The sequence below is a fragment of the Klebsiella sp. KTE92 genome (assembly GCF_000398905.1).
GTDB classification, from domain to species: domain Bacteria; phylum Pseudomonadota; class Gammaproteobacteria; order Enterobacterales; family Enterobacteriaceae; genus Klebsiella; species Klebsiella variicola.
In genome coordinates, this window is sequence record NZ_KB976100.1 from 4,684,410 (window position 1) to 4,708,378 (window position 23,969).

Annotated in this window: 25 protein-coding genes; 10 read left to right on the plus strand and 15 right to left on the minus strand. The window is 57.6% G+C overall.

The window, feature by feature from the left end; translation table 11 throughout:
• Nucleotides 1–5: 5 nt before the first annotated feature.
• Entirely contained in the window at nt 6–776 is a 771-nt protein-coding gene (gene garL / locus A1WC_RS03645) for a 2-dehydro-3-deoxyglucarate aldolase (protein WP_016161867.1), read from the minus strand.
• A gap of 523 nt (nt 777–1,299) precedes the next feature.
• Between garL and garD the strand changes: the two genes are divergently transcribed.
• Complete coding sequence (gene garD, locus A1WC_RS03640) at nt 1,300–2,871, plus strand: galactarate dehydratase (RefSeq protein ID WP_016161868.1); 1,572 nt, start codon at nt 1,300–1,302, stop codon at nt 2,869–2,871.
• A 200-nt stretch (nt 2,872–3,071) separates the two neighbouring features.
• Here garD and rsmI read toward each other — a convergent pair whose 3' ends face one another.
• On the minus strand, nt 3,072–3,935 hold the full coding sequence (rsmI, locus tag A1WC_RS03635) for a 16S rRNA (cytidine(1402)-2'-O)-methyltransferase (protein ID WP_004144878.1): 864 nt from the start codon (nt 3,933–3,935) through the stop codon (nt 3,072–3,074).
• Between the two features lie 63 nt (nt 3,936–3,998).
• Between rsmI and A1WC_RS03630 the strand changes: the two genes are divergently transcribed.
• From A1WC_RS03630 to dolP, 4 genes are read left to right on the plus strand one after another with little or no spacing between them, the layout of a single operon-like run.
• On the plus strand, nt 3,999–6,107 hold the full coding sequence (locus tag A1WC_RS03630) for a penicillin-binding protein activator (RefSeq protein ID WP_016161869.1): 2,109 nt from the start codon (nt 3,999–4,001) through the stop codon (nt 6,105–6,107).
• Nucleotides 6,065–6,451, plus strand: coding sequence for a YraN family protein (locus tag A1WC_RS03625; RefSeq protein WP_008806614.1), 387 nt, complete (start codon nt 6,065–6,067; stop codon nt 6,449–6,451). Before A1WC_RS03630 ends, A1WC_RS03625 begins: the two co-directional genes overlap by 43 nt.
• 25 nt (nt 6,452–6,476) lie before the next feature.
• On the plus strand, nt 6,477–7,067 hold the full coding sequence (gene diaA, locus A1WC_RS03620) for a DnaA initiator-associating protein DiaA (RefSeq protein ID WP_002918211.1): 591 nt from the start codon (nt 6,477–6,479) through the stop codon (nt 7,065–7,067).
• 9 nt (nt 7,068–7,076) lie between these two features.
• Nucleotides 7,077–7,652 (plus strand): division/outer membrane stress-associated lipid-binding lipoprotein, encoded by a 576-nt coding sequence (dolP, locus tag A1WC_RS03615; protein WP_008806615.1) that lies wholly within the window; start codon nt 7,077–7,079, stop codon nt 7,650–7,652.
• 118 nt (nt 7,653–7,770) lie between these two features.
• Here dolP and A1WC_RS03610 read toward each other — a convergent pair whose 3' ends face one another.
• Both A1WC_RS03610 and A1WC_RS03605 read right to left on the minus strand, forming a co-directional pair.
• Complete coding sequence (locus A1WC_RS03610) at nt 7,771–8,811, minus strand: permease (RefSeq protein WP_008806616.1); 1,041 nt, start codon at nt 8,809–8,811, stop codon at nt 7,771–7,773.
• Between the two features lie 75 nt (nt 8,812–8,886).
• The gene (locus A1WC_RS03605) at nt 8,887–9,534 is read right to left on the minus strand and encodes an NAD(P)H-binding protein (protein ID WP_016161870.1); all 648 of its coding nucleotides are present in this window, start codon (nt 9,532–9,534) and stop codon (nt 8,887–8,889) included.
• Between the two features lie 128 nt (nt 9,535–9,662).
• Here A1WC_RS03605 and A1WC_RS03600 point away from each other — a divergent pair, with 128 nt between their 5' ends.
• Nucleotides 9,663–10,199 carry a type 1 glutamine amidotransferase domain-containing protein gene (locus A1WC_RS03600; RefSeq protein ID WP_008806618.1) on the plus strand — a complete coding sequence of 179 codons (537 nt, stop codon included), beginning with the start codon at nt 9,663–9,665 and terminating at the stop codon, nt 10,197–10,199.
• Here the strand turns inward: A1WC_RS03600 and A1WC_RS03595 are convergent.
• A complete protein-coding gene (locus A1WC_RS03595) occupies nt 10,161–10,604 on the minus strand; it encodes a YhbP family protein (RefSeq protein ID WP_012540486.1) in 444 nt (147 codons plus the stop codon). The genes A1WC_RS03600 and A1WC_RS03595 overlap by 39 nt on opposite strands.
• 49 nt (nt 10,605–10,653) lie before the next feature.
• Here A1WC_RS03595 and A1WC_RS03590 point away from each other — a divergent pair, with 49 nt between their 5' ends.
• Entirely contained in the window at nt 10,654–10,944 is a 291-nt protein-coding gene (locus tag A1WC_RS03590; protein WP_032691467.1) for a GIY-YIG nuclease family protein, read from the plus strand.
• Here the strand turns inward: A1WC_RS03590 and A1WC_RS03585 are convergent.
• Entirely contained in the window at nt 10,931–11,434 is a 504-nt protein-coding gene (locus A1WC_RS03585) for a GNAT family N-acetyltransferase (RefSeq protein ID WP_008806621.1), read from the minus strand. The two genes, A1WC_RS03590 and A1WC_RS03585, sit on opposite strands and share 14 nt — an antisense overlap.
• On the minus strand, nt 11,428–11,952 hold the full coding sequence (gene ubiT, locus A1WC_RS03580; protein WP_016161871.1) for a ubiquinone anaerobic biosynthesis accessory factor UbiT: 525 nt from the start codon (nt 11,950–11,952) through the stop codon (nt 11,428–11,430). The genes A1WC_RS03585 and ubiT overlap by 7 nt, the downstream gene beginning before the upstream one ends.
• A gap of 221 nt (nt 11,953–12,173) precedes the next feature.
• On the opposite strand from ubiT, the gene ubiU reads away from it, so the two are divergent.
• The 3 genes from ubiU to A1WC_RS03565 all read left to right on the plus strand — a co-directional run bounded on the left by ubiU (nt 12,174) and on the right by A1WC_RS03565 (nt 15,204).
• A complete protein-coding gene (ubiU, locus tag A1WC_RS03575; RefSeq protein WP_004206164.1) occupies nt 12,174–13,169 on the plus strand; it encodes a ubiquinone anaerobic biosynthesis protein UbiU in 996 nt (331 codons plus the stop codon).
• A gap of 5 nt (nt 13,170–13,174) precedes the next feature.
• Nucleotides 13,175–14,053 carry a U32 family peptidase gene (locus A1WC_RS03570; protein WP_016161872.1) on the plus strand — a complete coding sequence of 293 codons (879 nt, stop codon included), beginning with the start codon at nt 13,175–13,177 and terminating at the stop codon, nt 14,051–14,053.
• Nucleotides 14,054–14,196: 143 nt separating this feature from the next.
• Nucleotides 14,197–15,204: a luciferase-like monooxygenase gene (locus A1WC_RS03565; RefSeq protein ID WP_002918234.1), complete on the plus strand. Its 1,008-nt coding sequence runs from the start codon at nt 14,197–14,199 to the stop codon at nt 15,202–15,204.
• Nucleotides 15,205–15,248: 44 nt separating this feature from the next.
• Here the strand turns inward: A1WC_RS03565 and mtr are convergent, their stop codons facing one another.
• The 8 genes from mtr to rbfA all read right to left on the minus strand — a co-directional run bounded on the left by mtr (nt 15,249) and on the right by rbfA (nt 23,880).
• Nucleotides 15,249–16,493, minus strand: a complete 1,245-nt coding sequence (gene mtr / locus A1WC_RS03560) for a tryptophan permease (protein ID WP_008806624.1) — start codon at nt 16,491–16,493, stop codon at nt 15,249–15,251.
• A gap of 143 nt (nt 16,494–16,636) precedes the next feature.
• Nucleotides 16,637–18,568, minus strand: coding sequence for an ATP-dependent RNA helicase DeaD (gene deaD / locus A1WC_RS03555; protein WP_012540481.1), 1,932 nt, complete (start codon nt 18,566–18,568; stop codon nt 16,637–16,639).
• The gene (yrbN, locus tag A1WC_RS27680; RefSeq protein ID WP_085903200.1) at nt 18,561–18,641 is read right to left on the minus strand and encodes a protein YrbN; all 81 of its coding nucleotides are present in this window, start codon (nt 18,639–18,641) and stop codon (nt 18,561–18,563) included. Before yrbN ends, deaD begins: the two co-directional genes overlap by 8 nt.
• A 104-nt stretch (nt 18,642–18,745) precedes the next feature.
• Complete coding sequence (gene nlpI / locus A1WC_RS03550) at nt 18,746–19,630, minus strand: lipoprotein NlpI (protein ID WP_002918241.1); 885 nt, start codon at nt 19,628–19,630, stop codon at nt 18,746–18,748.
• A 108-nt stretch (nt 19,631–19,738) separates the two neighbouring features.
• Nucleotides 19,739–21,874, minus strand: coding sequence for a polyribonucleotide nucleotidyltransferase (gene pnp / locus A1WC_RS03545; RefSeq protein WP_008806626.1), 2,136 nt, complete (start codon nt 21,872–21,874; stop codon nt 19,739–19,741).
• Between the two features lie 242 nt (nt 21,875–22,116).
• Nucleotides 22,117–22,386 (minus strand): 30S ribosomal protein S15, encoded by a 270-nt coding sequence (rpsO, locus tag A1WC_RS03540; RefSeq protein WP_012540479.1) that lies wholly within the window; start codon nt 22,384–22,386, stop codon nt 22,117–22,119.
• Nucleotides 22,387–22,534: 148 nt separating this feature from the next.
• Nucleotides 22,535–23,479 carry a tRNA pseudouridine(55) synthase TruB gene (truB, locus tag A1WC_RS03535; RefSeq protein WP_016161873.1) on the minus strand — a complete coding sequence of 315 codons (945 nt, stop codon included), beginning with the start codon at nt 23,477–23,479 and terminating at the stop codon, nt 22,535–22,537.
• The gene (gene rbfA, locus A1WC_RS03530) at nt 23,479–23,880 is read right to left on the minus strand and encodes a 30S ribosome-binding factor RbfA (RefSeq protein ID WP_002918248.1); all 402 of its coding nucleotides are present in this window, start codon (nt 23,878–23,880) and stop codon (nt 23,479–23,481) included. The genes truB and rbfA overlap by 1 nt, the downstream gene beginning before the upstream one ends.
• Between the last annotated feature and the right edge of the window lie 89 nt (nt 23,881–23,969).

The window sequence follows — 23,969 nt, forward strand, 5'->3', positions numbered from 1 at the left end:
GGTGATTATTTTTTAAACGCATCAGCAAGTTTCTGCGTTGCTGAGCGGAAGACGCCCAGATCGCTGCCGACGGCGACGAAGGTCGCGCCCCATTCCAGATAGCGGCGCGCATCGGCTTCCACCGGCGCCAGAATGCCACTTGGCTTACCGTGTTTCTTCGCGCTGGCGAAGATATGCTGGATGGCGCGCTGTACCTCAGGATGGGCGGCATTGCCCAGATGACCTAAGGCCGCGGCCAGGTCGCTCGGGCCGACGAACAGGCCGTCGACGCCGTCAGTCGCGGCAATCGCCTCGACGTTGTCCACCCCGGTCTGGCTCTCAATCTGCACCAGAATGGAAATGTTCTTGTTGGACTGGGCGAAGTAGTCCGCCACGGTGCCAAACATATTGCCGCGGTGGGAAACGGAAACCCCGCGGATCCCTTCCGGCGGATAACGGGTCGAAGACACCGCCTGCGCCGCCTGTTCAGCCGTCTCGACAAACGGCACCAGGAAGTTATAGAAGCCGATGTCCAGCATGCGCTTGATGATGATCGGCTCATTGGTCGGCACACGGACTACCTGCGCGCTGGAGCTGCCCTTCAGCGCCATCAGCTGTGGGATAAGCGTGGTCACGTCGTTCGGCGCGTGTTCCGCATCCAGCACCAGCCAGTCGAAACCGGCCAGACCCAGCACCTCGGTGCTGATCGGGTTAGCCAGCGCGCACCAGCAGCCAATCTGCACCTGATGAGCCGCCAGCGCGGCCTTAAATTTGTTCGGGAAAATTGCGTTATCCATGATGTTTACCTTGCGTTAATCGTTGCTTACTTCTGCAATTCCAGGCGTTTAATCTCGCGAACCATAAATATAATCAGCAGAATAAAATAGCGAGTTGGTATTCCTTGTTTCTCATCCCATCCAGGATCATGAAGATATTCATCAAACACAGAACACCTTTTATTATTTTTTTAATCGGGTTCTTTATTTGTTAAATAGACGATATCAACGCTCTCTTATTGCCTATCAGCTACCTCAAAAACATGACACAGTATAATCAGCCTGCCATCGCCAGACACCATGCATAATCACAATATAAATGTCTTATCTGACGCTTTAGTTAGGCAAATGCCACAAGTCATGGGCGCTAATCCACAGTTCTCATGATTGCCTGTCGGTGCGTGAGCGTCGTCGCCGAGAGGGGTGACACAGATCACATTTTAAAGCCATTACTCCTGACATTCTTTATTTCATTATTCTTTTCTACAGCACCAGAATGACCATTTCATTCTTTTTTTAGCACCTGTTTGGAGATGACTGGACAATGGCTGACATTGCAATTCGACAACAATCGCCAACCGCGTTTTATATTAAAGTTGACCCGACAGATAACGTGGCGATTATTGTTAACGATCGGGGATTGACCGCCGGAACACGTTTCCCGGACGGCCTGACGCTCGTCGAACACATCCCACAGGGTCATAAAGTAGCCCTGGTGGATATCCCTGCCCGCGGTGAAATCATCCGCTACGGAGAAGTGATTGGCTTCGCCGTGCGCGACATCTCACAGGGAAGCTGGATTGACGAATCGCTGGTGGAACTGCCCACCGCCCCGCCGTTGAACACCCTGCCGCTGGCGACCAAAGTGCCTGAACCCCTACCGCCGCTGGAAGGCTATACCTTTGAAGGGTACCGCAATGCCGATGGCAGCGTGGGCACCAAGAACCTGCTGGGCATCACCACCAGCGTGCACTGTGTTGCGGGCGTGGTTGATTATGTGGTGAAAATCATTGAACGCGACCTGCTGCCGAAATACCCCAACGTCGACGGCGTGGTAGGCCTGAACCACCTCTACGGTTGCGGCGTGGCGATTAATGCACCGGCGGCGGTAGTGCCAATTCGCACTATCCACAATATCGCCCTCAACCCGAATTTCGGCGGCGAGGTGATGGTCATTGGCCTCGGCTGTGAAAAGCTGCAGCCGGAACGCCTGCTGCAGGGCACGGAAGACGTCAAAAGTATCCCGGTGGACAGCGCCAGCATCGTCAGCCTGCAGGATGAAAAGCATGTTGGTTTTAAATCGATGGTCGATGACATTCTGCAGGTCGCCGAGCGCCACCTGGCGAAACTGAACCAGCGCCAGCGGGAAACCTGTCCGGCTTCAGAGCTGGTGGTCGGCATGCAGTGCGGCGGCAGCGACGCCTTCTCCGGTGTGACCGCCAACCCGGCGGTGGGTTATGCATCCGACCTGCTGGTGCGCTGCGGCGCGACGGTGATGTTCTCGGAAGTGACCGAAGTCCGCGACGCCATCCATCTGTTAACCCCGCGGGCGATTAACGAAGAGGTCGGCAAACGCCTGCTGGAAGAGATGGCCTGGTACGATAACTATCTCGACATGGGCAAAACCGACCGCAGCGCCAACCCCTCCCCCGGCAACAAAAAAGGCGGCCTGGCTAACGTGGTGGAAAAAGCGCTGGGTTCTATTGCTAAATCAGGTAAAAGCGCCATCGTCGAGGTGCTCTCTCCAGGCCAGCGCCCGACCAAACGCGGCCTGATTTATGCCGCTACCCCCGCCAGCGATTTTGTCTGCGGCACCCAGCAGGTCGCCTCTGGCATTACCGTGCAGGTGTTCACCACCGGTCGCGGCACGCCGTATGGCCTGATGGCGGTACCCGTAATAAAAATGGCGACCCGTACCGAGCTAGCCAACCGCTGGTATGATTTAATGGACATTAACGCCGGGACCATCGCCACTGGCGAAGAGACGATTGAGGATGTCGGGCGGAAGCTGTTCGAATTTATTCTCGACGTCGCCAGCGGACGCAAGAAAACCTTCTCCGATCAATGGGGCCTGCACAACCAGCTGGCGGTGTTTAACCCGGCGCCGGTGACCTGATCGAGAGCGTGAGAATTTAACTACTTTTAGCCCGGATTTATCCGGGCTTGTTGGTTACGGATGCTGTGCGGCAAGGAAAGCGATTCTGCCCTTTTCTTCCGACATTTCTTCCGACATTTCTTCCGACATATCGGATGACGTTCAAGCCGCCCTTCAATTTCTGAAGAGCGGCTTGCTGCTCCCAAAGTCAGTTTACAGGCTTACTCCCCCTGCTGCTCCAGGGCGTACTTATACAACGCATTTTTCTTCACGCCGTGGATCTCCGCGGCCAGCGCGGCGGCTTTCTTCAGCGGCAGCTCCGCTTGCAGCAGCGCCAGGGTACGCAGCGCGGCTGCCGGCAGCGCCTCTTCCTGGGCCTTAAAGCCTTCGACAATCAACACCATCTCGCCTTTGCGGCGGTTTTCGTCTTCCTTCACCCACGCCACCAACTCGCCGATCGGCGCGCCGTGGATCGATTCCCAGGTTTTGGTCAGCTCGCGGGCCAGCACCACGTAGCGGGATTCTCCCAGTACCGCGCAGATATCTTCCAGACTCTCCACCAGACGGTGCGTTGACTCATAGAAGATGAGAGTGCGCGGTTCTTCTTCCAGCGCCTTCAGGGTATCGCGGCGGCCTTTCGATTTCGCCGGCAGGAAGCCTTCATAGCAGAAACGGTCGGAAGGCAGACCGGCGGCGCTCAGGGCGGCGATGGCCGCACAGGGACCCGGCAGCGGCACCACGCGAATATTCGCTTCGCGGCAGGTGCGCACCAGATGATAGCCAGGGTCGTTAATCAGCGGCGTGCCGGCATCGGAGACCAGCGCGATGTTTTGCCCTTCTTTCAGTTTAGCGAGAAGTGTTTCCGCCTTTTGCTGCTCGTTATGGTCGTGAAGTGCAAATAAGCGGGCGTTAATCGCAAAATGTTGCAGCAGCAAACCGGTGTGGCGGGTATCTTCCGCAGCAATTAAATCAACAGCTTGCAACACTTCCAGTGCGCGCTGCGTGATATCAGACAGATTCCCTATCGGAGTGGGCACAATATAGAGCTGCCCCTGAGAATTATCCGCTGATTCGTGTTGTTTCATTGTCTCGTCCGTATTGCCGATTTAATATTGAGCATTGAGCAAAAAAAATATCACTGGACACTTATGGTACCGTCAACATTTCTTCGTTCTAAGCCCGCGCGCTGTCTGCCCGTATTGCTGGCGACGCTTCTTTTTGCTGGCTGCGGCACCCACACGCAGGATCAAAGCACGGCGTTTATGCAGGGTACATCGCAGGCCAACTCCAGTTTCTACCTACAGCAGATGCAGCAAAGCACGAATGATAGCAAGACCAACTGGCAATTACTCGCCATTCGTGCACTGCTGCAGGAAGGGAAGAAGCAGCAGGCCATCGACCTGTACAACCAGCTGCCGTCGAACCTGAACAGCACCCAGGCCCGTGAACAGTCGCTGCTGGCGGTGGAAGTGAAGCTGGCGCAAAACGACTATCAGGGCGCTCGTACTCTGCTGGCAAAGCTCGACCCGACAAGCCTGGATCAACCCCAGCAGGCGCGCTACTGGCAGGCGCAAATCGATGCCAGCCAGGGCAAACCATCGCTGACCCTGCTGCGCGCCTTAATCGCCCAGCAGCCGCTGCTGAGTGACGCGAAACAGCGTCAGAAAAATATTGATGCGACGTGGCAAGCGCTCACCTCGATGCCCCAGGACCAGGCCAATGCGCTGGTGATCAACGCCGATGAAAATACCCTCCAGGGCTGGCTGGATCTGCAGCGGATGTGGTTTGACAACCGCAACGATCCGACGCTGCTGAAAGCAGGCGTTAAAGACTGGCAGACGCGCTATCCGCAAAATCCGGGCGCCAAAATGCTGCCGACGGCGCTGGTGAACATGCAAAACTATAAGCCCGCGTCCACCAACAAGATTGCGCTTTTTCTGCCGCTGAACGGTCAGGCGTCGATCTTCGGCCGCACTATCCAGCAGGGCTTTGAAGCCGCCAAAAATGGTGCGCCGTCGGTGACGGGTAGCGCGGTTCCCGCGCAGGTTGCCCAGGCGGCGAATGTCTCCGGTAATGATGATGTAGTGAGTCCGTCGCAGGCAGAAGTCAGCGATCTAACCGCCACCGGAAGCCGCGCTGAACCGGTGCAAGCCCCGGCACAAGACCAGGCGGCGCCTGCCGCGGAACCTACAGCCCAGGCGCCGGCAGCGTCCGCCACGCCGCAGACCACCGCTTCCCCGGTCACTCAGCCGGTCGCCGCCCCGACCGCACAGCCTCAGCCCGCAGTCGCCAGCGCTGCCAATCCCTCTGCGGAACTGAAAATTTACGACACCACCAGCCAGCCCATCAGTCAGTTGCTTGCCCAGGCTCAGCAGGATGGCGCCACTTTAGTCGTCGGGCCGCTGCTGAAAGAGAACGTAGATGATGTGATTAAGAGCAACACGCCGCTCAATGTACTGGCCCTCAACCAGCCGGAGAAAGTCGAAAGCCGCGCTAACCTCTGCTATTTCGCGCTTTCCCCGGAAGACGAAGCGCGTGACGCGGCCCGACATATCCACCAACAGGGCAAGCAGACGCCACTGCTGCTGGTTCCGCGCGGTGCGCTGGGCGATCGCGTGGTTAGCGCGTTTGCCGACGAATGGCTGAAGCTGGGCGGCGCCAGCGTCCTGCAGCAGCGTTTTGGATCCACGGCCGAGCTGCGCGCCGGCGTCAACGGCGGAGGGGGCATTGCGCTGACCGGCACCCCGGTCTCCACCCTGCCTTCGGCCCAGAACAGTTCCCTCGGCAGTGCGGATGAGATGCCGGTGAGCAGCGGCGGCAGCGTGGACGCCGCCTATATCCTCGCCACCCCGGAACAGATTGCCTATATCAAACCCATGATCGCCATGCGCAACGGCAGTCAAAGCAATGTCACCCTGTACGCCAGCTCGCGCAGCGCCCAGGGCACCGCAGGGCCGGATTTCCGTCTGGAGATGGAAGGGCTGCAGTATAGTGAGATCCCGATGCTGGCCGGCAGCAACCCGGCGCTGATGCAGCAGGCGCTGTCCGCTGTACGTAATGACTACTCGCTGGCGCGCCTGTATGCCATGGGAGCTGACGCCTGGTCACTGGCGAACCACTTCACGCAAATGCGCCAAACGCCGGGCTTCGAGCTGAACGGCAATACCGGCGATCTGACGGCCACCCAGGACTGCGTGATTAACAGGAAACTGTCATGGCTCAAGTACCAGCAGGGAAAAATCGTTCCGGCCAGCTAAGCAAACAGACTGGCGATGCCTGGGAAAACCAGGCTCGCCGCTGGCTGGAAGGCCAGGGCCTGCGTTTTATCGCCGCTAATGCCCGCGAGCGTGGCGGCGAAATTGACCTCATCATGCGCGACGGCGCCGTCACCGTTTTTGTCGAGGTGCGCTACCGCCGTAGCGCCCGGTACGGTGACGCGGCGGCCAGCGTCACCCCGCAAAAACAACAACGACTGCTTAAAGCCGCCCGTTTGTGGCTCTGCCGACAGAATGGGAGCTTTGAGACTGTGGATTGCCGTTTCGATGTGGTAGCCTTCACCGGAAACGACATCCAATGGCTAAAAAACGCCTTTGGCGAATAGCGTAATACCAGAAGTAAGGGATCCCGTGCTCGACAGAATCAAAGCCTGCTTTACCGAAAGCATTCAAACCCAAATTGCCGCAGCGGAAGCACTCCCGGACGCCATCTCCCGGGCGGCGATGACGCTCGTGCAGTCCCTGCTCAACGGCAACAAAATCCTCTGTTGTGGTAATGGCACCTCCGCCGCCAACGCACAGCATTTTGCTGCCAGCATGATTAATCGTTTTGAAACGGAACGCCCTGGTTTACCCGCCATTGCACTTAATACCGATAATGTGGTCTTAACCGCCATCGCCAACGATCGTCTGCATGACGAGATCTACGCCAAGCAGGTGCGCGCCCTGGGACACGCCGGCGATGTGCTGCTGGCGATCTCTACGCGCGGTAACAGCCGGGATATCGTCAAAGCGGTGGAAGCCGCCGTGACTCGCGACATGACTATCGTCGCGTTAACCGGCTATGACGGCGGTGAGCTGGCTGGCCTCTTAGGTCAGCAGGATGTCGAAATCCGCATCCCCTCGCATCGCAGCGCGCGTATTCAGGAGATGCATATGCTAACCGTCAACTGTCTGTGCGATTTGATAGATAACACCCTTTTTCCACACCAGGACGATTAAGGAGAACACATGAAGGCTCTCTCGCCCCTCGCCATCCTGCTTTCTGCACTATTGCTGCAGGGCTGCGTTGCCGCCGCGGTAGTCGGAACGGCAGCTGTCGGCACTAAAGCCGCAACGGACCCGCGTACGGTGGGAACCCAGGTCGATGACAGCACCCTGGAACTGCGCGTCAATAGCGCCTTGTCGAAAGATGAACAGATTAAGAAACAGGCCCGCATCAACGTCACGGCTTATCAGGGCAAAGTCCTGCTGACCGGCCAGTCGCCGACGCCGGACCTCTCCGCCCGCGCCAAGCAAATCGCCATGGGCGTGGAAGGGACCACGGAAGTGTTTAATGAAGTGCGCCAGGGCCAGCCGATTGGTTTAGGGACCGCCTCGTCTGATACCTGGATCACCACCAAGGTGCGTTCGCAGCTCCTGAGCACCGATCAGGTCAAATCCTCGAACGTGAAGGTGACCACGGAAAACAGCGAAGTCTTCCTGATGGGGCTGGTGACCGAGCGCGAAGGCCGGGCTGCCGCGGATATTGCCAGCCGGGTGAGCGGCGTGTCCCGGGTGACTACCGCCTTTACCTACATCAAATAAACCTGCAGTCTCCCGGCTGGCGCTGCGCTTAGCCGGGCTACCGTCCCCTATGCGTTGGGTGCCGGGTAAGGCGTAGCCGCCCGCCAGCCAATCCGGCTATCCATACGTTTACGGCAAACTACACCAGCGCCAGCGCACCGACAATCGCCCCGCAAAGCGCCACCAGTCCGCCCGTCAGCCACAGCGCTTTGGCCGGGAAGGCTTTGCGCAGCATAATCAGCGACGGCACGCTCACCGCCGGCAGAGTGATGAGCAGCGCCAGCGCGGGCGCTGTCCCCATGCCAGCCAGCATCATCGTCTGCACAATCGGAATTTCCGCCGCGGTAGGGATCACAAACAGGCAGCCGGCGATCGCCATCGCGATGACCCAGAACAACGTGTTATCCACCGCGCCATCGGCGTGCGGGAACAGCCAGACCCGCGCCGCTCCCAGCACCAGTACCGCGAGGATATAAACCGGGATCGTGTTCCAGAACAGGGTCCACAGCGCCCGCAGCCAGCGGCTAAAGAAGCTGTCTCTGGCCGCTTCAGACGGTGCAGCAGGCACCGCTACCGGCTGCGTCGCCGCCTCTTTCACCCATTTCTGCACCAGGGTCGCAACAATCAGCACCGTCGCCAGGCCAGCGACCAGGCGAACCAGCGCAAACTGCCAGCCCAGGACAAAGCCCATAAACACCAGTGTCGCCGGGTTGAGCAGCGGGTTACCCATCCAGAACGCCAGCGCCCCGCCCATCGACACCTGTTGTTTACGCATGCCAGCCGCGACCGGCGCGGCGCAGCAGGTGCACATCATGCCAGGCAGTGAAAAAATCGCCCCCAGCAGCGTGCCCTGAAAACGCGATTGTCCCAGGGTGCGCAGCAGCCAATCGCGCGGGATGAGCACCTGAATCAGCGACCCGAGCAGCACGCCGAGCACTGCCGCTTTCCAGACGGCGAGGAAGTAAACCATCGCATAGTCCCACGCGGCTTTCAGCGGATTGGCGTCGGCCTGGGCGAGAATGGATTTACCGATACTGTGGGTTTCCGCGGCGGTGAAGGCTTTCCCGTAATAGGGCTGCCATTTGACGAACCACAGGCCGACAATCACGACGAGAAAGAAAAGCGCGGGTTTCCACCATTGAAACGGTGACGCCGCCTGAGATGAAGACTGACCAGTCATAGCATTCCCCAGCAAGAAATGTGGATATGAATTGAAGCCGTGAATAGTACGCCGGATATTTGCGTTTGCAAAACGCTATTCAGCCTGCTGCGCGGCGCGCTCCCGCAGCTGGGATGACGTCAGAATTTGCACGCCTTCCTGGGAGGGCGACAGCGCCTCCGCCAGCAGGGCAATCGCCACGTCACGGGCCGGAATCGCTTTCCAGTTTCCTGGCAGCAGCCGGAACAGCGGTTCGAGGAAAGTCTCATTGGCCCGTTTTTTTTCCCGCTCGCCTGACAGCATCGACGGCCGGGCGATGGTCAGCCGCGGCCAGGCCTGTTCAATCAACGCCGCCTCCATTTCCCCCTTCACCCGATTGTAGAAAAACGGCGAGTGGGCATTGGCGCCCATCGCGCTAACCACCAGCATATGCTGCGCACCAAGTCGTTTGCCGGTCAGCGCGGTATCAACCACCAGCGTGTAGTCAGCATGGACAAAGGCCTCTTTGCTTCCCGCTTCCCGACGCGTCGTCCCCAGGCAACAGAAGACGATATCGACCGGGTCGACTACCTGCGCCAGGGCATCGGTCAGCTGGGGATCGTGGGGATTAAAGACACCTTCCGCCGGCGCCAGAGGGCGACGCGTCGGCGCGGCGATGGTGCTGATGCTTGGCTCATTCTGCAGCAGCCGGAGTAAGTGACCGCCAACTAACCCGGTCGCACCGGTTAATAATACCTGACTCATTGATTCTCCTTTACAGAATTCTCCGCCTTGCACTTTCGGGCTCATGTTCCAGGCTTAATACCTTACAAGGTAAGTATCCACCATCATCATGGAATTACCTCATTGACCATCCAGATAGCGGAGGAAGCATGAGTAAAAAGATAGCCGTGCTCATTACCGACGACTTTGAAGATTCTGAATTTACCTCTCCCGCCGACGCGTTCAAGCTCGCCGGGCATCAGGTCGTCACGATCGAAAAGCAGGCTGGCAAGACGGTGAAGGGTAAACAGGGAGAAGCGGAGGTGGCCATCGACAGAGCCATTGATGACGTCACACCGGGCGAATTTGATGCCTTGCTGCTGCCCGGGGGCTATTCCCCTGATCAGCTGCGCGGGGATGAACGCTTCGTCACCTTTACCCGCGATTTCGTCAACGGCGGGAAGCCGGTGTTTGCCATCTGCCATGGCCCACAGCTGCTGATCAGCGCCGATGTGATCCGCGGGCGTAAGCTCACGGCGGTGAAGCCTATCGTGGTGGATGTGAAAAACGCCGGGGGCGAGTTTTACGACCAGGAGGTGGTGGTCGATAACGAACAGCTGGTCACCAGCAGAACGCCGGACGATCTGCCGGCCTTCAATCGCGAAGCGCTACGCCTGCTCGGCGCCGGCATCACGCCGCCAGTGTAACTTTTTCCCGAAGCCCAGCGTGTTATCGGTAAACTTGATTTCGTCCGGACGAATCTCCCATACCGGCGCCGACAGCATGCGGGCCACTGGAAAGCGCTTGACGTAGCGCTGGCGCATCCGCGCCTCTTCGTCACCGCTCAGACGACGGATCTCGCCTTTGAACTGCACGCCGCGGATCAGGGCCACGGTTTTTGGCTGGCCATTAACCGTACCGGCCACTTTCGCCCGTTCGCCGGTCATCTGACCGTGGCGGGTGTGCTCATCGCTGAGCAGATAAAAGGCCACGGTATCCTGGTCATAGACGTAAAAGGCATTCGCACACCACAGCTCGTCGTCGCGGGAGACGCACCAGGTGACGACGTGCTGCTTACTCAGCCAGCGACCAATGGCAGCAAGGGTTTCCATCTTTCTTCTCCATTATGCTATGGTGCACACACCTTACCATAGTGACTTTGTGACCGTGTGCTGGTTTCTGTATCTCATTCGAACCGCGGACAATCGCCTTTATACCGGCATCACCACCGATGTGCCGCGCCGCTTTCGCCAGCATCAGGCGGGAAAAGGCGCGAAGGCGTTGCGCGGTAAAGGCGACCTGCTGCTGGCCTTTAGCCACGAGGTTGGTGAACACTCACTTGCGTTGCGACTGGAATACCGCGTTAAGCAGCTAACGAAGCGCGAAAAAGAGCGCCTCGTTGCCGGAGAGGATGCCTTCGATACCCTGCTGGCGAGGCTCAAAGGCGATTAAAATGGTCGCTGTATTCTACCTGGCCGTGGACGCCTTCGAGAGCGTCATCCGCCAGACGGTGAACCTGGAACGCCTCCGCGCTGTCCGGCCAGCGGCAGCGGAGATCGAAGCGCGCGGCCGGCTCAAAGCCGAAGCGACGGTATAAATCCGGGTCGCCCAGCGTCACCACCGCGGCATAGCCGAACTCATTCAGCGAATCCAGCCCTTCATAGACCAGTTGCCGGCCAATGCCCTGTCCACGATAGTGTTCATCCACCGCCAACGGCGCCAGACCGACCCACTGCAGCTCTTCACCTTCCACTGCAACCGGGCTGAAGGCAACGTAGCCGATCACCTGGCCTTCATCATCCGTTGCCACCACCCCCAGCGTGATCAGTCCATCTTCACGCAGATCGTGCACCAGCTGCGCTTCGGCATCGCGGCCGAAGGTACGACGCAGCAGCGCGTCGATTCCCGGTGCATCAATCCCAATCTCCACTCGAATCAGCATGCCTCACCTACCGATGTCTGTTCAGGTTTCTGCGGGCTCTTCAGTCCAGCTTCGACAAAATCCGCCAGTTGCAGCAACATCACGCGCAGCGCTTTTGGCATCTGCTCGAGCTCAATGGCGTCCATCAAATTTTTTACGTACAGCCCCAGCTCCGTATCGCCTTCAATCACCAGACGACGCTGGAAGAATAGCGTATCCGGATCCTGCTTGCGCGCGGCAATCATTAACAGATCGCTGGCGTCGGCGCTGAAGCTGACGTCGGCGTCGGCCTGCTGGCTGACCACCAGGCGACCATCGACTACCGAGGTATACCACAGCAGACCGATGTCACGCACATGAATACTTAACCAGCGCCCCTCGAGAAACGCCAGTTCTCCCTCTGCCAGCGCCTGACGGAACTGCCAGCTTAGCACCTGCTCCAGCACCTGGCGCTTGAGGGCAAAAGGCGCCAGCTTAACCGGCACGCTCAGTAAAGACGGGCCAAAGTGGACCAGCCGGGAACGCAGTTTATCCAACACAAGCTTTACTCCATGAATGCAATTGTTCCGCTATTGTGCCATATCACATAAACAACATAGCGGCGTAAATCAACAAAAACGCGATGACGGCCGCCAGTTATTGGCGCCACCAATACACTTTTAACTGCCTCAAATCAAAAATTGTCACCAGAAGGTTAACTAAAATCCCTGCTCGTTAACCATTCAGCGTCCCTGACGGGCCGCATTTTTCAGGAAAAATTATGGAGCTGCTCTGCCCAGCCGGTAACCTTCCGGCGCTTAAGGCGGCCATCGAAAACGGCGCCGATGCCGTCTATATCGGGCTGAAAGATGACACCAACGCCCGCCACTTTGCCGGCCTTAATTTCACCGAAAAGAAACTGCAGGAAGCCGTCAGCTTTGTGCATCAGCACCGTCGTAAGCTACATATTGCGATCAACACCTTCGCCCATCCCGACGGCTACGCCCGCTGGCAGCGCGCGGTGGACATGGCCGCCCAGCTGGGCGCCGATGCGCTGATCCTGGCCGATATCGCCATGCTGGAGTACGCCGCGGAGCGTTATCCACACATTGAGCGTCACGTTTCGGTGCAGGCTTCCGCTACCAATGAAGAGGCGATTCGCTTCTATCATCGCAACTTTGACGTGGCACGCGTCGTACTACCACGAGTGTTATCTATTCACCAGGTGAAGCAGTTGGCCCGCGCCACGCCGGTGCCGCTGGAAGTCTTCGCCTTCGGTAGCCTGTGCATCATGGCGGAAGGCCGCTGCTATCTCTCTTCCTACCTGACCGGCGAATCGCCGAATACCGTCGGCGCCTGTTCACCTGCCCGCTTCGTGCGTTGGCAGCAAACGCCGCAGGGGCTGGAATCTCGCCTTAATGAGGTGCTGATCGACCGCTATCAGGATGGCGAAAACGCCGGCTATCCGACGCTGTGCAAAGGCCGCTATCTGGTCGATGGCGAGCGCTATCACGCGCTGGAAGAACCCACCAGCCTCAACACCCTGGAGCTGTTGCCGGAATTGATGGCCGCCAATATCGCCTCGGTGAAAATCGAAGGCCGTCAGCGCAGCCCGGCGTACGTCACCCAGGTGGCGAAAGTCTGGCGCCAGGCGATCGACCGCTGCAAAGCCGATCCGCAGAATTTTGTGCCGCAATCCGCCTGGATGGAAACCCTTGGTTCGATGTCCGAAGGGACGCAAACCACCCTTGGCGCCTATCACCGTAAATGGCAGTGAGAAACATGAAATATTCATTAGGGCCGGTGCTGTACTACTGGCCAAAAGAGACGCTGGAAGATTTTTACCAGCAGGCGGCAAACAGCAGCGCCGACACCATTTATCTCGGCGAAGCCGTGTGCAGCAAACGCCGCGCCACCAAAGTTGGCGACTGGATCGAGATGGCAAAAGCGCTGGCCGGTAGCGGCAAACAGGTGGTGCTGTCTACCCTCGCGCTGGTGCAGGCCTCTTCCGAACTGGGCGAACTGAAGCGCTATGTCGCTAACGGCGAGTTCCTGATTGAGGCCAGCGACCTTGGCGTGGTGAACCTCTGCGCCGAACGCAAGCTGCCGTTCGTCGCCGGGCATGCGCTGAACTGCTATAACGCCGTCACTCTGCGCCTGCTGCTGAAACAAGGCATGATGCGTTGGTGCATGCCGGTAGAGCTTTCCCGCGCCTGGCTGGCAAATTTACTGACCCAGTGCGAAGAGCTGGGTATTCGCAACCAGTTTGAAGTGGAAGTGCTGAGCTACGGCCATCTGCCGCTGGCCTATTCCGCGCGCTGCTTTACCGCCCGCTCGGAAGACCGGCCAAAGGACGAATGCGAAACCTGCTGCATCAAGTACCCGACCGGACGCAGCATGCTGTCGCAGGAGAACCAGCAGGTGTTCGTGCTCAACGGTATCCAGACGATGAGCGGCTACGTCTATAACCTTGGCAACGAGTTAACCTCGATGCACGGCCTGGTGGATATGGTGCGCCTGTCGCCGATGGGCAACGAAACCTTCGCTATGCTAGAGGCCTTCCGCGCCAACGAAAACGGTGCTGCGCCACTGGATCTTACCAGCAATAGTGATTGCAACGGCTACTGGAAACGGCTGCCCGGTCTGGTGCTGCAAGCCTGATAAACCGCTCACTTTGTTAACAACAGTGCTCAGATTTTAATGCATTATTAAAGATGCAGCTTTTCTGGCTGGCGCGTCCAGGATGCGCCAGGCTGGAAGAAGACCTTCAATCTGATGACGATGCTGTAGCAAAGTGAGCCTTTATGACTGACAAATCTGTTCCGTTCTCGGTGCTCGACCTGGCGCCGATCCCGCAAGGATCTTCTGCCAAAGAAGCCTTTACCCACTCTCTGGATCTCGCCAGGCTGGCCGAATCGCGCGGCTATCACCGCTACTGGCTGGCGGAGCACCATAATATGGTCGGCATTGCCAGCGCGGCGACCTCAGTGCTGATAGGCTATCTCGCCGCCAATACCACCACTCTGCATCTCGGTTCCGGCGGGGTGATGCTGCCCAACCACTCACCGCTGGTGATCGCCGAGCAGTTCGGCACCCTGAATACCCTTTATCCCGGGCGTATCGATCTCGGCCTTGGCCGCGCGCCAGGCAGCGATCAGCCGACCATGCGCGCCCTGCGCCGCCATATGAGCGGCGATGTCGATAACTTCCCGCGCGACGTGGCGGAACTGGTGGACTGGTTTGACGCCCGCGATCCGAACCCGCACGTGCGTCCGGTTCCCGGCTATGGCGAACGAATTCCGGTGTGGCTGCTGGGCTCAAGCCTGTACAGCGCCCAGCTGGCGGCGCAGCTCGGCCTGCCGTTTGCTTTCGCCTCGCATTTCGCGCCGGATATGCTGTTCCAGGCGCTGCATCTGTATCGCAGCAATTTCAAACCTTCGGCGCGGCTGGAAAAACCGTACGCGATGGTGTGTATCAATATTATCGCCGCCGACAGCAACCGCGATGCGGAGTTCCTCTTTACCTCTATGCAGCAGGCGTTCGTTAAGCTGCGGCGCGGCGAAACCGGACAGCTGCCGCCGCCGGTGGAAAATATGCATCAGCTGTGGTCAGCGTCCGAGCAGTATGGCGTGCAGCAGGCGTTAAGCATGTCGCTGGTCGGCGATAAAACGAAAGTCCGCCACGGCTTAGAGTCCATTCTGCGCGAAACCGAGGCGGATGAAATCATGGTCAACGGCCAGATCTTCGACCATCAGGCTCGCCTGCATTCGTTTGATTTGGCGATGCAGGTGAAAGAGGAGCTGTTGGGGTAACACAAACGTCAGCCCGGTGGATGTTATGCCACCGGGCATTAACCTTACTGATAAACCGGCAGCAGATTAAAGCTCGACAGGAAGTGCACCACCGCGTTGCCGAGACCAAAGAGCAGGATCAGCACAATCATCGCTTTTCCGCCCCACACGCGGAACTGTGGGCTGCCGAAGCGTTTACGCGAAGCGCGGGCCAGCAGCGCCGGCACAATGGCCGCCCATACCGTCGCCGCCAGGCCGGCATAGCCGATGGCGTAAAGGAAACCATCTGGTTTCACCAGCCCGCCAATCATCGGCGGGATAAAGGTCAACAGCGCGGTTTTAAAGCGCCCCATCGCGCTATCGTCAAAGCCAAACAGATCCGCCAGATAGTCGAACAGACCCAGCGTCACGCCGAGGAACGAACTGGCGACGGCAAAGTTGGAGAACACTACCAGCAGCAGATCCAGGCCGCGGTTATTCAGTACGCCGCTCAGGGCCTGCACCAGTACATCAATGTTACCGCCCTTCTGCGCAATATCGATAAACTGCGGACGCGGGATATTGCCCATCGTCACCAGCAGCCAGACCACGTACAGACCCAGCGCCAGCAGCGTACCGTAAATCAGACAGCGGGTAATGGTGCGCGGATCCTTACCATAATATTTCATCAGGCTCGGCACGTTACCGTGATAGCCAAACGAGGCCAGGCAGAACGGCAGCGTCATCAGCAGGTAGGGCGCATAGGAGGCATTCTTCTCCGCGACGTTAAACAGCGTCGTCGGTTCGACGTGTCCCAGCAGGCTGCCGAAGGTCAGGAAGAAGGTGATGACCTTGGCGCCGAGCACGATAGCCGTCATGCGGCTCACCGCTTTGGTGCTCATCCAGACAATAAATGCCACCAGCAGCGCAAAGCCGAAGCCCGCCGCGCGCGCCGGTACGTTCAGCGACATTTCACTGAAGGTATGGTGCAGGATCGAACCGCTCGCCGAAATATAGGCGTAGGTCAGGATATACAGCACAAAGGCGATCGACACGCCGTTCACCAGGTTCCAGCCCTTGCCGAGCAGGTCTTTGGTGATGGTGTCGAAACTGGAGCCAATCCGGTAGTTGAGGTTGGCTTCCAGGATCATCAGACCGGAGTGCAACATGCAGAACCAGGTAAAAACCAGCGCCGCCAGCGACCAGAAGAACCACGCGCCGGACATCACCACCGGCAGCGAGAACATGCCCGCGCCAATAATCGTGCCGCCGATAATCACCACGCCGCCAAACAGGGACGGCCGGGTGGTCGTAGTGGTTAGTGTCGCCATTTACCGAAATCTCCAGTCAAACAAACTTTCCCACAGTGGGTGCGACGCACTGTACCAGTACACGAGTACAAAAGAAATAAAAAAAGCCCCAATCATGACGATCGGGGCTGTATTATTTACTTTACGCTAGCGTGTTGCGCTAATTACGCATCGCCACCGAAACGACGACGACCAGCGGAGTCATCACGGCGCGGCGCAGCTGCATCGTCACGACGCGGCGCACGGCCTTCACGACGTTCGCCGCTGAAACGACGACCATCACCACGACCGCCTTCACGACGTTCGCCACCGAAGCTACGGCCGCCTTCACGACGCTCACCGCCGAAACCACGACCGCCTTCACGACGTTCACCGCCGCCACGACGTTCAGTGCGCGGCTGCGCATCGCCCATCAGCTGCATGTTCATCGGTTTGTTCAGGATGCGGGTGCGAGTAAAGTGCTGCAGTACTTCGCCCGGCATACCTTTCGGCAGTTCGATGGTGGAGTGAGAACCGAACAGCTTGATGTTACCGATGTAACGGCTGCTGATATCGCCTTCGTTAGCGATCGCGCCAACGATATGACGAACTTCAACGCCGTCATCACGGCCTACTTCAATGCGGTACAGTTCCATCTCGCCAACATCACGACGCTCACGCTTCGGACGATCTTCACGATCGCCACGCGGGCCGCGGTCATTACGGTCGCCACGACGCTCGAAACGGTCATCACGATCGCGGAACTCACGCTTAGGACGCATCGGCGCATCCGGCGGGACGATCAGAGAACGTTCGCCCTGGGCCATTTTCAGCAGCGCGGCGGCCAGCGTTTCCACGTCCAGCTCTTCGCCTTCCGCCGTCGGCTGGATTTTCGCCAGCAGCGCACGGTACTGGTCCAGATCGCTGCTTTCCAGCTGCTGCTGAACTTTAGCCGCGAATTTTTCCAGGCGACGTTTGCCCAGCAGTTCTGCGTTTGGCAGTTCTACTTCAGGGATCGTCAGTTTCATCGTACGTTCGATGTTACGCAGCAGGCGACGCTCGCGGTTCTCAACGAACAGCAGGGCGCGGCCAGCACGACCCGCACGACCGGTACGGCCGATACGGTGAACGTAAGACTCGGAATCCATCGGGATGTCATAGTTAACAACCAGGCTGATACGCTCAACGTCCAGACCACGGGCCGCAACGTCGGTAGCGATCAGAATGTCCAGACGACCGTCTTTCAGACGCTCCAGCGTCTGCTCACGCAGCGCCTGGTTCATATCGCCGTTCAGCGCGGCGCTGTTATAGCCGCTACGCTCCAGCGCTTCAGCCACTTCCAGGGTCGCGTTTTTGGTACGCACGAAGATAATCGCCGCATCAAAGTCTTCCGCTTCCAGGAAGCGCACCAGCGCTTCGTTTTTACGCATGCCGTAGGCCGTCCAGTAGCTCTGGCTGATGTCCGGGCGCGTGGTGACGCTGGACTGAATGCGCACTTCCTGCGGCTCTTTCATAAAGCGGCGGGTAATGCGACGAATCGCTTCCGGCATGGTGGCAGAGAACAGCGCGGTCTGATGACCTTCCGGGATCTGCGCCATAATGGTTTCTACGTCTTCGATAAAGCCCATGCGCAGCATTTCATCGGCTTCGTCCAGTACCAGACCGCTCAGTTTAGAGAGATCCAGCGTGCCGCGCTTCAGGTGGTCCAGCAGACGACCTGGGGTACCGACAACGATCTGCGGACCCTGACGCAGAGCGCGCAGCTGCACGTCATAACGCTGGCCGCCGTACAGGGCAACCACGTTTACGCCGCGCATATGTTTAGAGAATTCCGTCATTGCTTCAGCAACCTGTACCGCCAGTTCGCGGGTCGGCGCCAGCACCAGAATCTGTGGTGCTCTCAGCTCAGGATCAATATTGTTCAGCAGCGGTAAAGAGAACGCTGCGGTTTTACCGCTACCGGTCTGGGCCATACCCAGAACATCGCGGCCGTCCAGCAGATGCGGAATGCACTCAGCCTGGATCGGAGATGGTTTTTCGTAACCCAGATCGTTAAGCGCTTCAAGGATGGGAGCCTTCAGGCCCAGATCTGCAAAAGTGGTTTCGAATTCAGCCATGTAGTACGTGTGCCTCAAAATTAATGGCGGCCAGTCTACATAACTCATCGTGAAAATTTACGGTAATTTTCATTGAAAAGTGTGAACCGGCTCAAAGTAGGTGTATTAACGAACAACAACGCCCTCACCCGCAAAGGTGATGGCAAGCAAAAAACTATGGGCTGATGTGTTCGTCAGCTATTGCTGGTCCGATTCTGCCAGGTCATCTTGCTCCTGGCCCAAGAGCGATAATTCCAACAATGCGTATCGGTGCTCAACGTAGTTATGTACGTTGTTAGCGACCGCCAGTTTGAACAGTGCCGTAGCGCTGTCCTTGTCCCCCAGACTTAGGTAGTACTTACCTAAATAGAAGTTGGTTTCACTGAGATGCTCAGCGAGCGAGGTGTTATCCGTTGCGTCTGCCTTCAGACGAGTCATCAGCTCTTTTTCGCTAATGTCGCCAAGGTAGAACTCGACAATGTTCCATCCCCATTGCTCTTTGTCCGACTTGTTTAAGCGCTCTCTGAGTGCTTCAAGCGCCCGCTTCTCGTCGAGTTTACGCTCGGCGATATAAAGCCACAGGCTACGGAAAGGATCATTGGGATCGTCTTGATAAAACGCCAGCAGATCATCTTGCGCTAACTTAGCCCGGCCGCCGTAATACAGGGCGATACCGCGGTTCAAGTGCGCGTAGTTGTAAGTTGGATCAAGCTCAAGTACAGAATCAAACGCTTCATAGGCAGCATCAAAATTGCCTGCCTGCGTTAAGTAAATGCCTAAGTAATTGAATACTTCAGGCATATCGGGTCGGATTGCCAGCGCTTGTGAAAAATCATTTCGCGCTAATGCCCTCAGACCGAGACTATCATACAACACTCCGCGCTCATATAAAAGCTGTGCGCGTTCGTCATCGGATAAAGCCCGACTGGCAAGAATTTGTTCCATGCGTGCCAGAATCACTTCTTGCTGTAAAGTCGGTTGCAATGGTACTGCGAGGACGGCGTCCTTACGCCAGGCGGTGCTACTGCATCCTGCCAGCGTGAGAGCTGTCGCCACGAAACACCAGCGCAAAAAAGGCTTCATTTCCCACTCCCGAAGACAACGATTGGATGAACGTCCTGTTCCCCGGCTGCAAACGAGGCGTCCTGCCCGTAAAACGCCCTCCGCAAAAGCGGAGGGCTAACGGCAACCTTACTCGCCCTGCTCGGCGACCGGAGCTTCCGGCGCTGCGGCAGACGGAGTCTGTTCAGTTGCTTCTTTGATGCTCAGACGAACACGGCCCTGGCGGTCAACTTCCAGAACCTTAACCGGCACTTCCTGACCCATCTGCAGGTAGTCAGTCACTTTCTCAACGCGCTTATCAGCGATCTGCGAGATGTGAACCAGACCTTCTTTACCGCCGCCGATGGCAACGAACGCGCCAAAGTCAACGATACGGGTCACTTTACCATTGTAGATGCGGCCAACTTCGATCTCAGCGGTGATCTCTTCGATACGACGGATAGCATGCTGTGCTTTATCGCCGTCGGTCGCTGCGATCTTCACGGTACCGTCATCTTCGATTTCGATGGTGGTGCCGGTTTCTTCGGTCAGGGCACGGATAACAGAACCGCCTTTACCGATAACGTCTTTGATCTTGTCCGGGTTGATCTTGATGGTGTGGATACGCGGTGCGAATTCAGAGATATCGCCGCGCGGCGCGTTAATCGCCTGCTCCATCACGCCCAGGATGTGCAGACGCGCACCTTTAGCCTGGTTCAGAGCAACCTGCATGATTTCTTTGGTGATACCTTCAATTTTGATATCCATCTGCAGCGCAGAGATACCGTCGCGGGAACCCGCAACTTTGAAGTCCATATCGCCAAGGTGGTCTTCGTCACCCAGGATGTCAGACAGAACGACGAAGTTGTCGCCTTCTTTCACCAGACCCATTGCGATACCCGCAACGGCGGCTTTCACCGGCACACCCGCATCCATCAGCGCCAGAGAGGCGCCACAGACGGAGGCCATGGAAGAAGAACCGTTGGATTCGGTGATTTCAGACACCACGCGAACGGTGTACGGGAATTCGTCGATAGTCGGCATCACGGCCAATACGCCGCGCTTAGCCAGACGACCGTGACCGATTTCACGACGCTTCGGAGAACCCACCATGCCAGTTTCGCCTACGGAGTACGGAGGGAAGTTGTAGTGGAACAGGAAGGAGTCGGTGCGCTCGCCCATCAGTTCGTCGATGTTCTGCGCGTCGCGTGCGGTACCCAGAGTCGCGGTAACCAGCGCCTGCGTTTCGCCACGGGTGAACAGTGCGGAACCGTGAGTACGCGGCAGTACGCCGGTACGAACGTCCAGACCACGGATCATGTCTTTTTCGCGGCCATCGATACGCGGCTCGCCTGCCAGTACGCGGCTACGAACCACGTTTTTCTCGATGGCGTGCAGGATTTCACCCAGCTCGTTAGCGTCCAGGGTTTCATCTTCTGCTACCAGCGTGGCGATGGTTTCAGATTTGATCACGTCAACCTGAGCGTAACGCTCTTGTTTGTCGGTGATACGGTAAGCATCGCTCAGGCGGGATTCAGCCAGCGCAGCCACGCGCGCGTTCAGCGCTTCGTTGACGGCTTCTGGCTGCCAGTCCCAACGCGGTTTACCGGCTTCTTTCACCAGGTCGTTGATGTTCTGAATAACAATCTGCTGCTGCTCGTGGCCGAAGACCACCGCGCCCAGCATCTGGTCTTCGCTCAGCAGTTCAGCCTCGGATTCAACCATCAGCACGGCCGCTTCAGTACCGGCAACCACCAGATCCAGTTTGCTGGACTTCAGTTCTTCCTGGGTTGGGTTCAGTACGTACTGGTCGTTGATGTAACCCACGCGCGCGGCGCCGATTGGGCCATTGAACGGAATACCAGACAGGGACAGCGCAGCGGAAGCGCCGATCATCGCGACGATATCCGGGTTAACCTGCGGGTTAACGGAAACGACGGTGGCGATAACCTGAACTTCGTTAACGAAGCCTTCCGGGAACAGCGGGCGAACCGGGCGGTCAATCAGACGCGCGATCAGGGTTTCGCCTTCGCTTGGACGGCCTTCACGACGGAAGAAACCACCCGGGATTTTACCGGCAGCGTAAGTACGCTCCTGGTAGTTAACAGTCAGCGGGAAAAAGTCCTGGCCTGGCTTCGCTTTTTTCTGACCCACAACGGTCACGAATACCGCGGTGTCATCCATGCTAACCATCACAGCGGCCGTTGCCTGGCGCGCCATCATGCCGGTTTCCAGGGTTACGGTATGCTGGCCGTACTGGAATTTACGAACGATCGGATTAAGCAAAATTCTATCCTTTTTATCTATAAATCACGCCATATCAAAGACATAGCGTCTATTGACCCGATCCTCTGCATCCTCGCGACTAATGACAACCTTTACCCGCCCCTGCGGATGAAGCCTCTCATTAGCCGCGCGAACCTCTGCATGAAGATCATTACTAGCAACAATACATGAGTTTTGAATGAATTGCTGCCGCCCGGTCGAAAAAAGGGGCCGTCAGGCCCCTTTTTCTGAAACTCGCAGAATTAGCGACGCAGACCCAGACGCTCGATCAGCGCAGCGTAACGTGCAACATCTTTACGTTTCAGGTAGTCGAGCAGTTTACGACGCTGAGAAACCATGCGCAGCAGACCACGACGGCTGTGGTGATCTTTTTTGTGCTCTGCAAAGTGGCCCTGCAGGTGGTTGATCTGTGCAGTCAGCAGTGCAACCTGAACTTCGGTAGAACCGCTGTCGTTTTCGCCACGACCAAACTCAGAAACGATTTTTGCTTTAGCTTCAACGCTTAGAGACATTTTAGAACTCCAAAAATTAAAAGAAAGAAAGGGTGCCGATCTCTAATTCAGCGACCCCTGATGCAACGCCCGAAAATGTTAAAACACTTTAGCGGACGTTAAGCGGCGATATTCTACTCGTAGCAGGCTTTTATCGCAAGAAAAGCGCTTACGCCGGGTATTCCACCACCAGACGACGCGGCGCCACGCGGCCTTCATCGTCAATTTCGCCCATGCCGAGAAACTTGCCGGATTCGTTTTCCATCGCCCGCACCAGCCCGTTAAGCGGCGCGCCTGACTGACGAACCGGGTTACCGTTTTTAAAGTAAACCGCGGAGGTCTCCGGAATCGCCACCAGCGGATAGTCCGACGCCGGGCTGTCCATCGGCATCAGCAGCGGATCAAGCAGCTGCGCGGCAGGAATATCCTGCGCTGCCGCCTGATCGACCAGCGCCTGCAGCTGCTCGAGGGTCACCATCCGCTCAACCGGGTATTTGCTCACCGCCAGGCGACGCAGGAAAATCACGTGCGCGCCGCAGCCGAGCTTTTCACCTAAATCATCGATAATCGTCCGGATGTAGGTGCCTTTCGAGCAGTGGATCTCCAGCTCCAGTTCATCGCCTTTATGGCGAATAAACAGCAGCTCATAGACCGTAATCGGCCGGGCTTCACGCGGGACCTCAATGCCCTGACGAGCATACTCGTACAGCTTCTTGCCCTGATACTTCAGCGCCGAGTACATCGACGGTACCTGCTGCGTCTCGCCGCGGAAACTATCCAGCGCCGCCGCCAGCTGCTCGTCGCTAAAGGTTAGCGGACGCTCTTCCACCACCTGACCGTCGGCATCGGAGGTATCCGTGCGCTGGCCCAGTTTGGCGATCACGCGATAACGCTTATCGGAGTCCAGCAGATACTGGGAAAACTTGGTCGCTTCGCCAAGACACACTGGCAGCATACCGGTCGCCAGCGGATCCAGCGCGCCGGTGTGGCCAGCGCGGTTGGCGTTATAAATACGCTTTACTTTCTGCAGCACATCGTTACTGGAAGCGCCCTGAGGCTTGTCCAGCAACAATACGCCGTGCACGTCGCGGCCGCGACGACGAGGACGACTCATCAGTCCTCCTTGCTGTCGTCCGGGTTCACACGACGTTCATCGTCGTGTTTCACCACGCTGGTGACCAGGTTGGACATACGCATCCCTTCCACCAGCGAGTTGTCGTAGAAGAAAGTCAGTTCCGGCACGATACGCAGACGCATCGCTTTACCCAGCAGGGAGCGGATAAAACCAGAAGCTTCCTGCAGCGCTTTGATGCCCGCTTTCACCGCGGCTTCATCTTTGTCGTTGAGGAAGGTGACATACACCTTGGCATAGGCCAGGTCACGGGACATTTCCACACCGGAAACGGTGGTCATCATACCCAGACGCGGATCTTTGATTTCACGTTGCAGGATGATGGCAATCTCTTTTTGCATCTCCTGGGCCACACGCTGCGGGCGACCAAATTCTTTCGCCATAATAAGTTCTCCAGAATAAAGACAAAAAAGGGGCCAAAAGCCCCTTTTTAAAATGATTGCCGGGTGGCGCTTCGCTTCCCCGGCTGCTT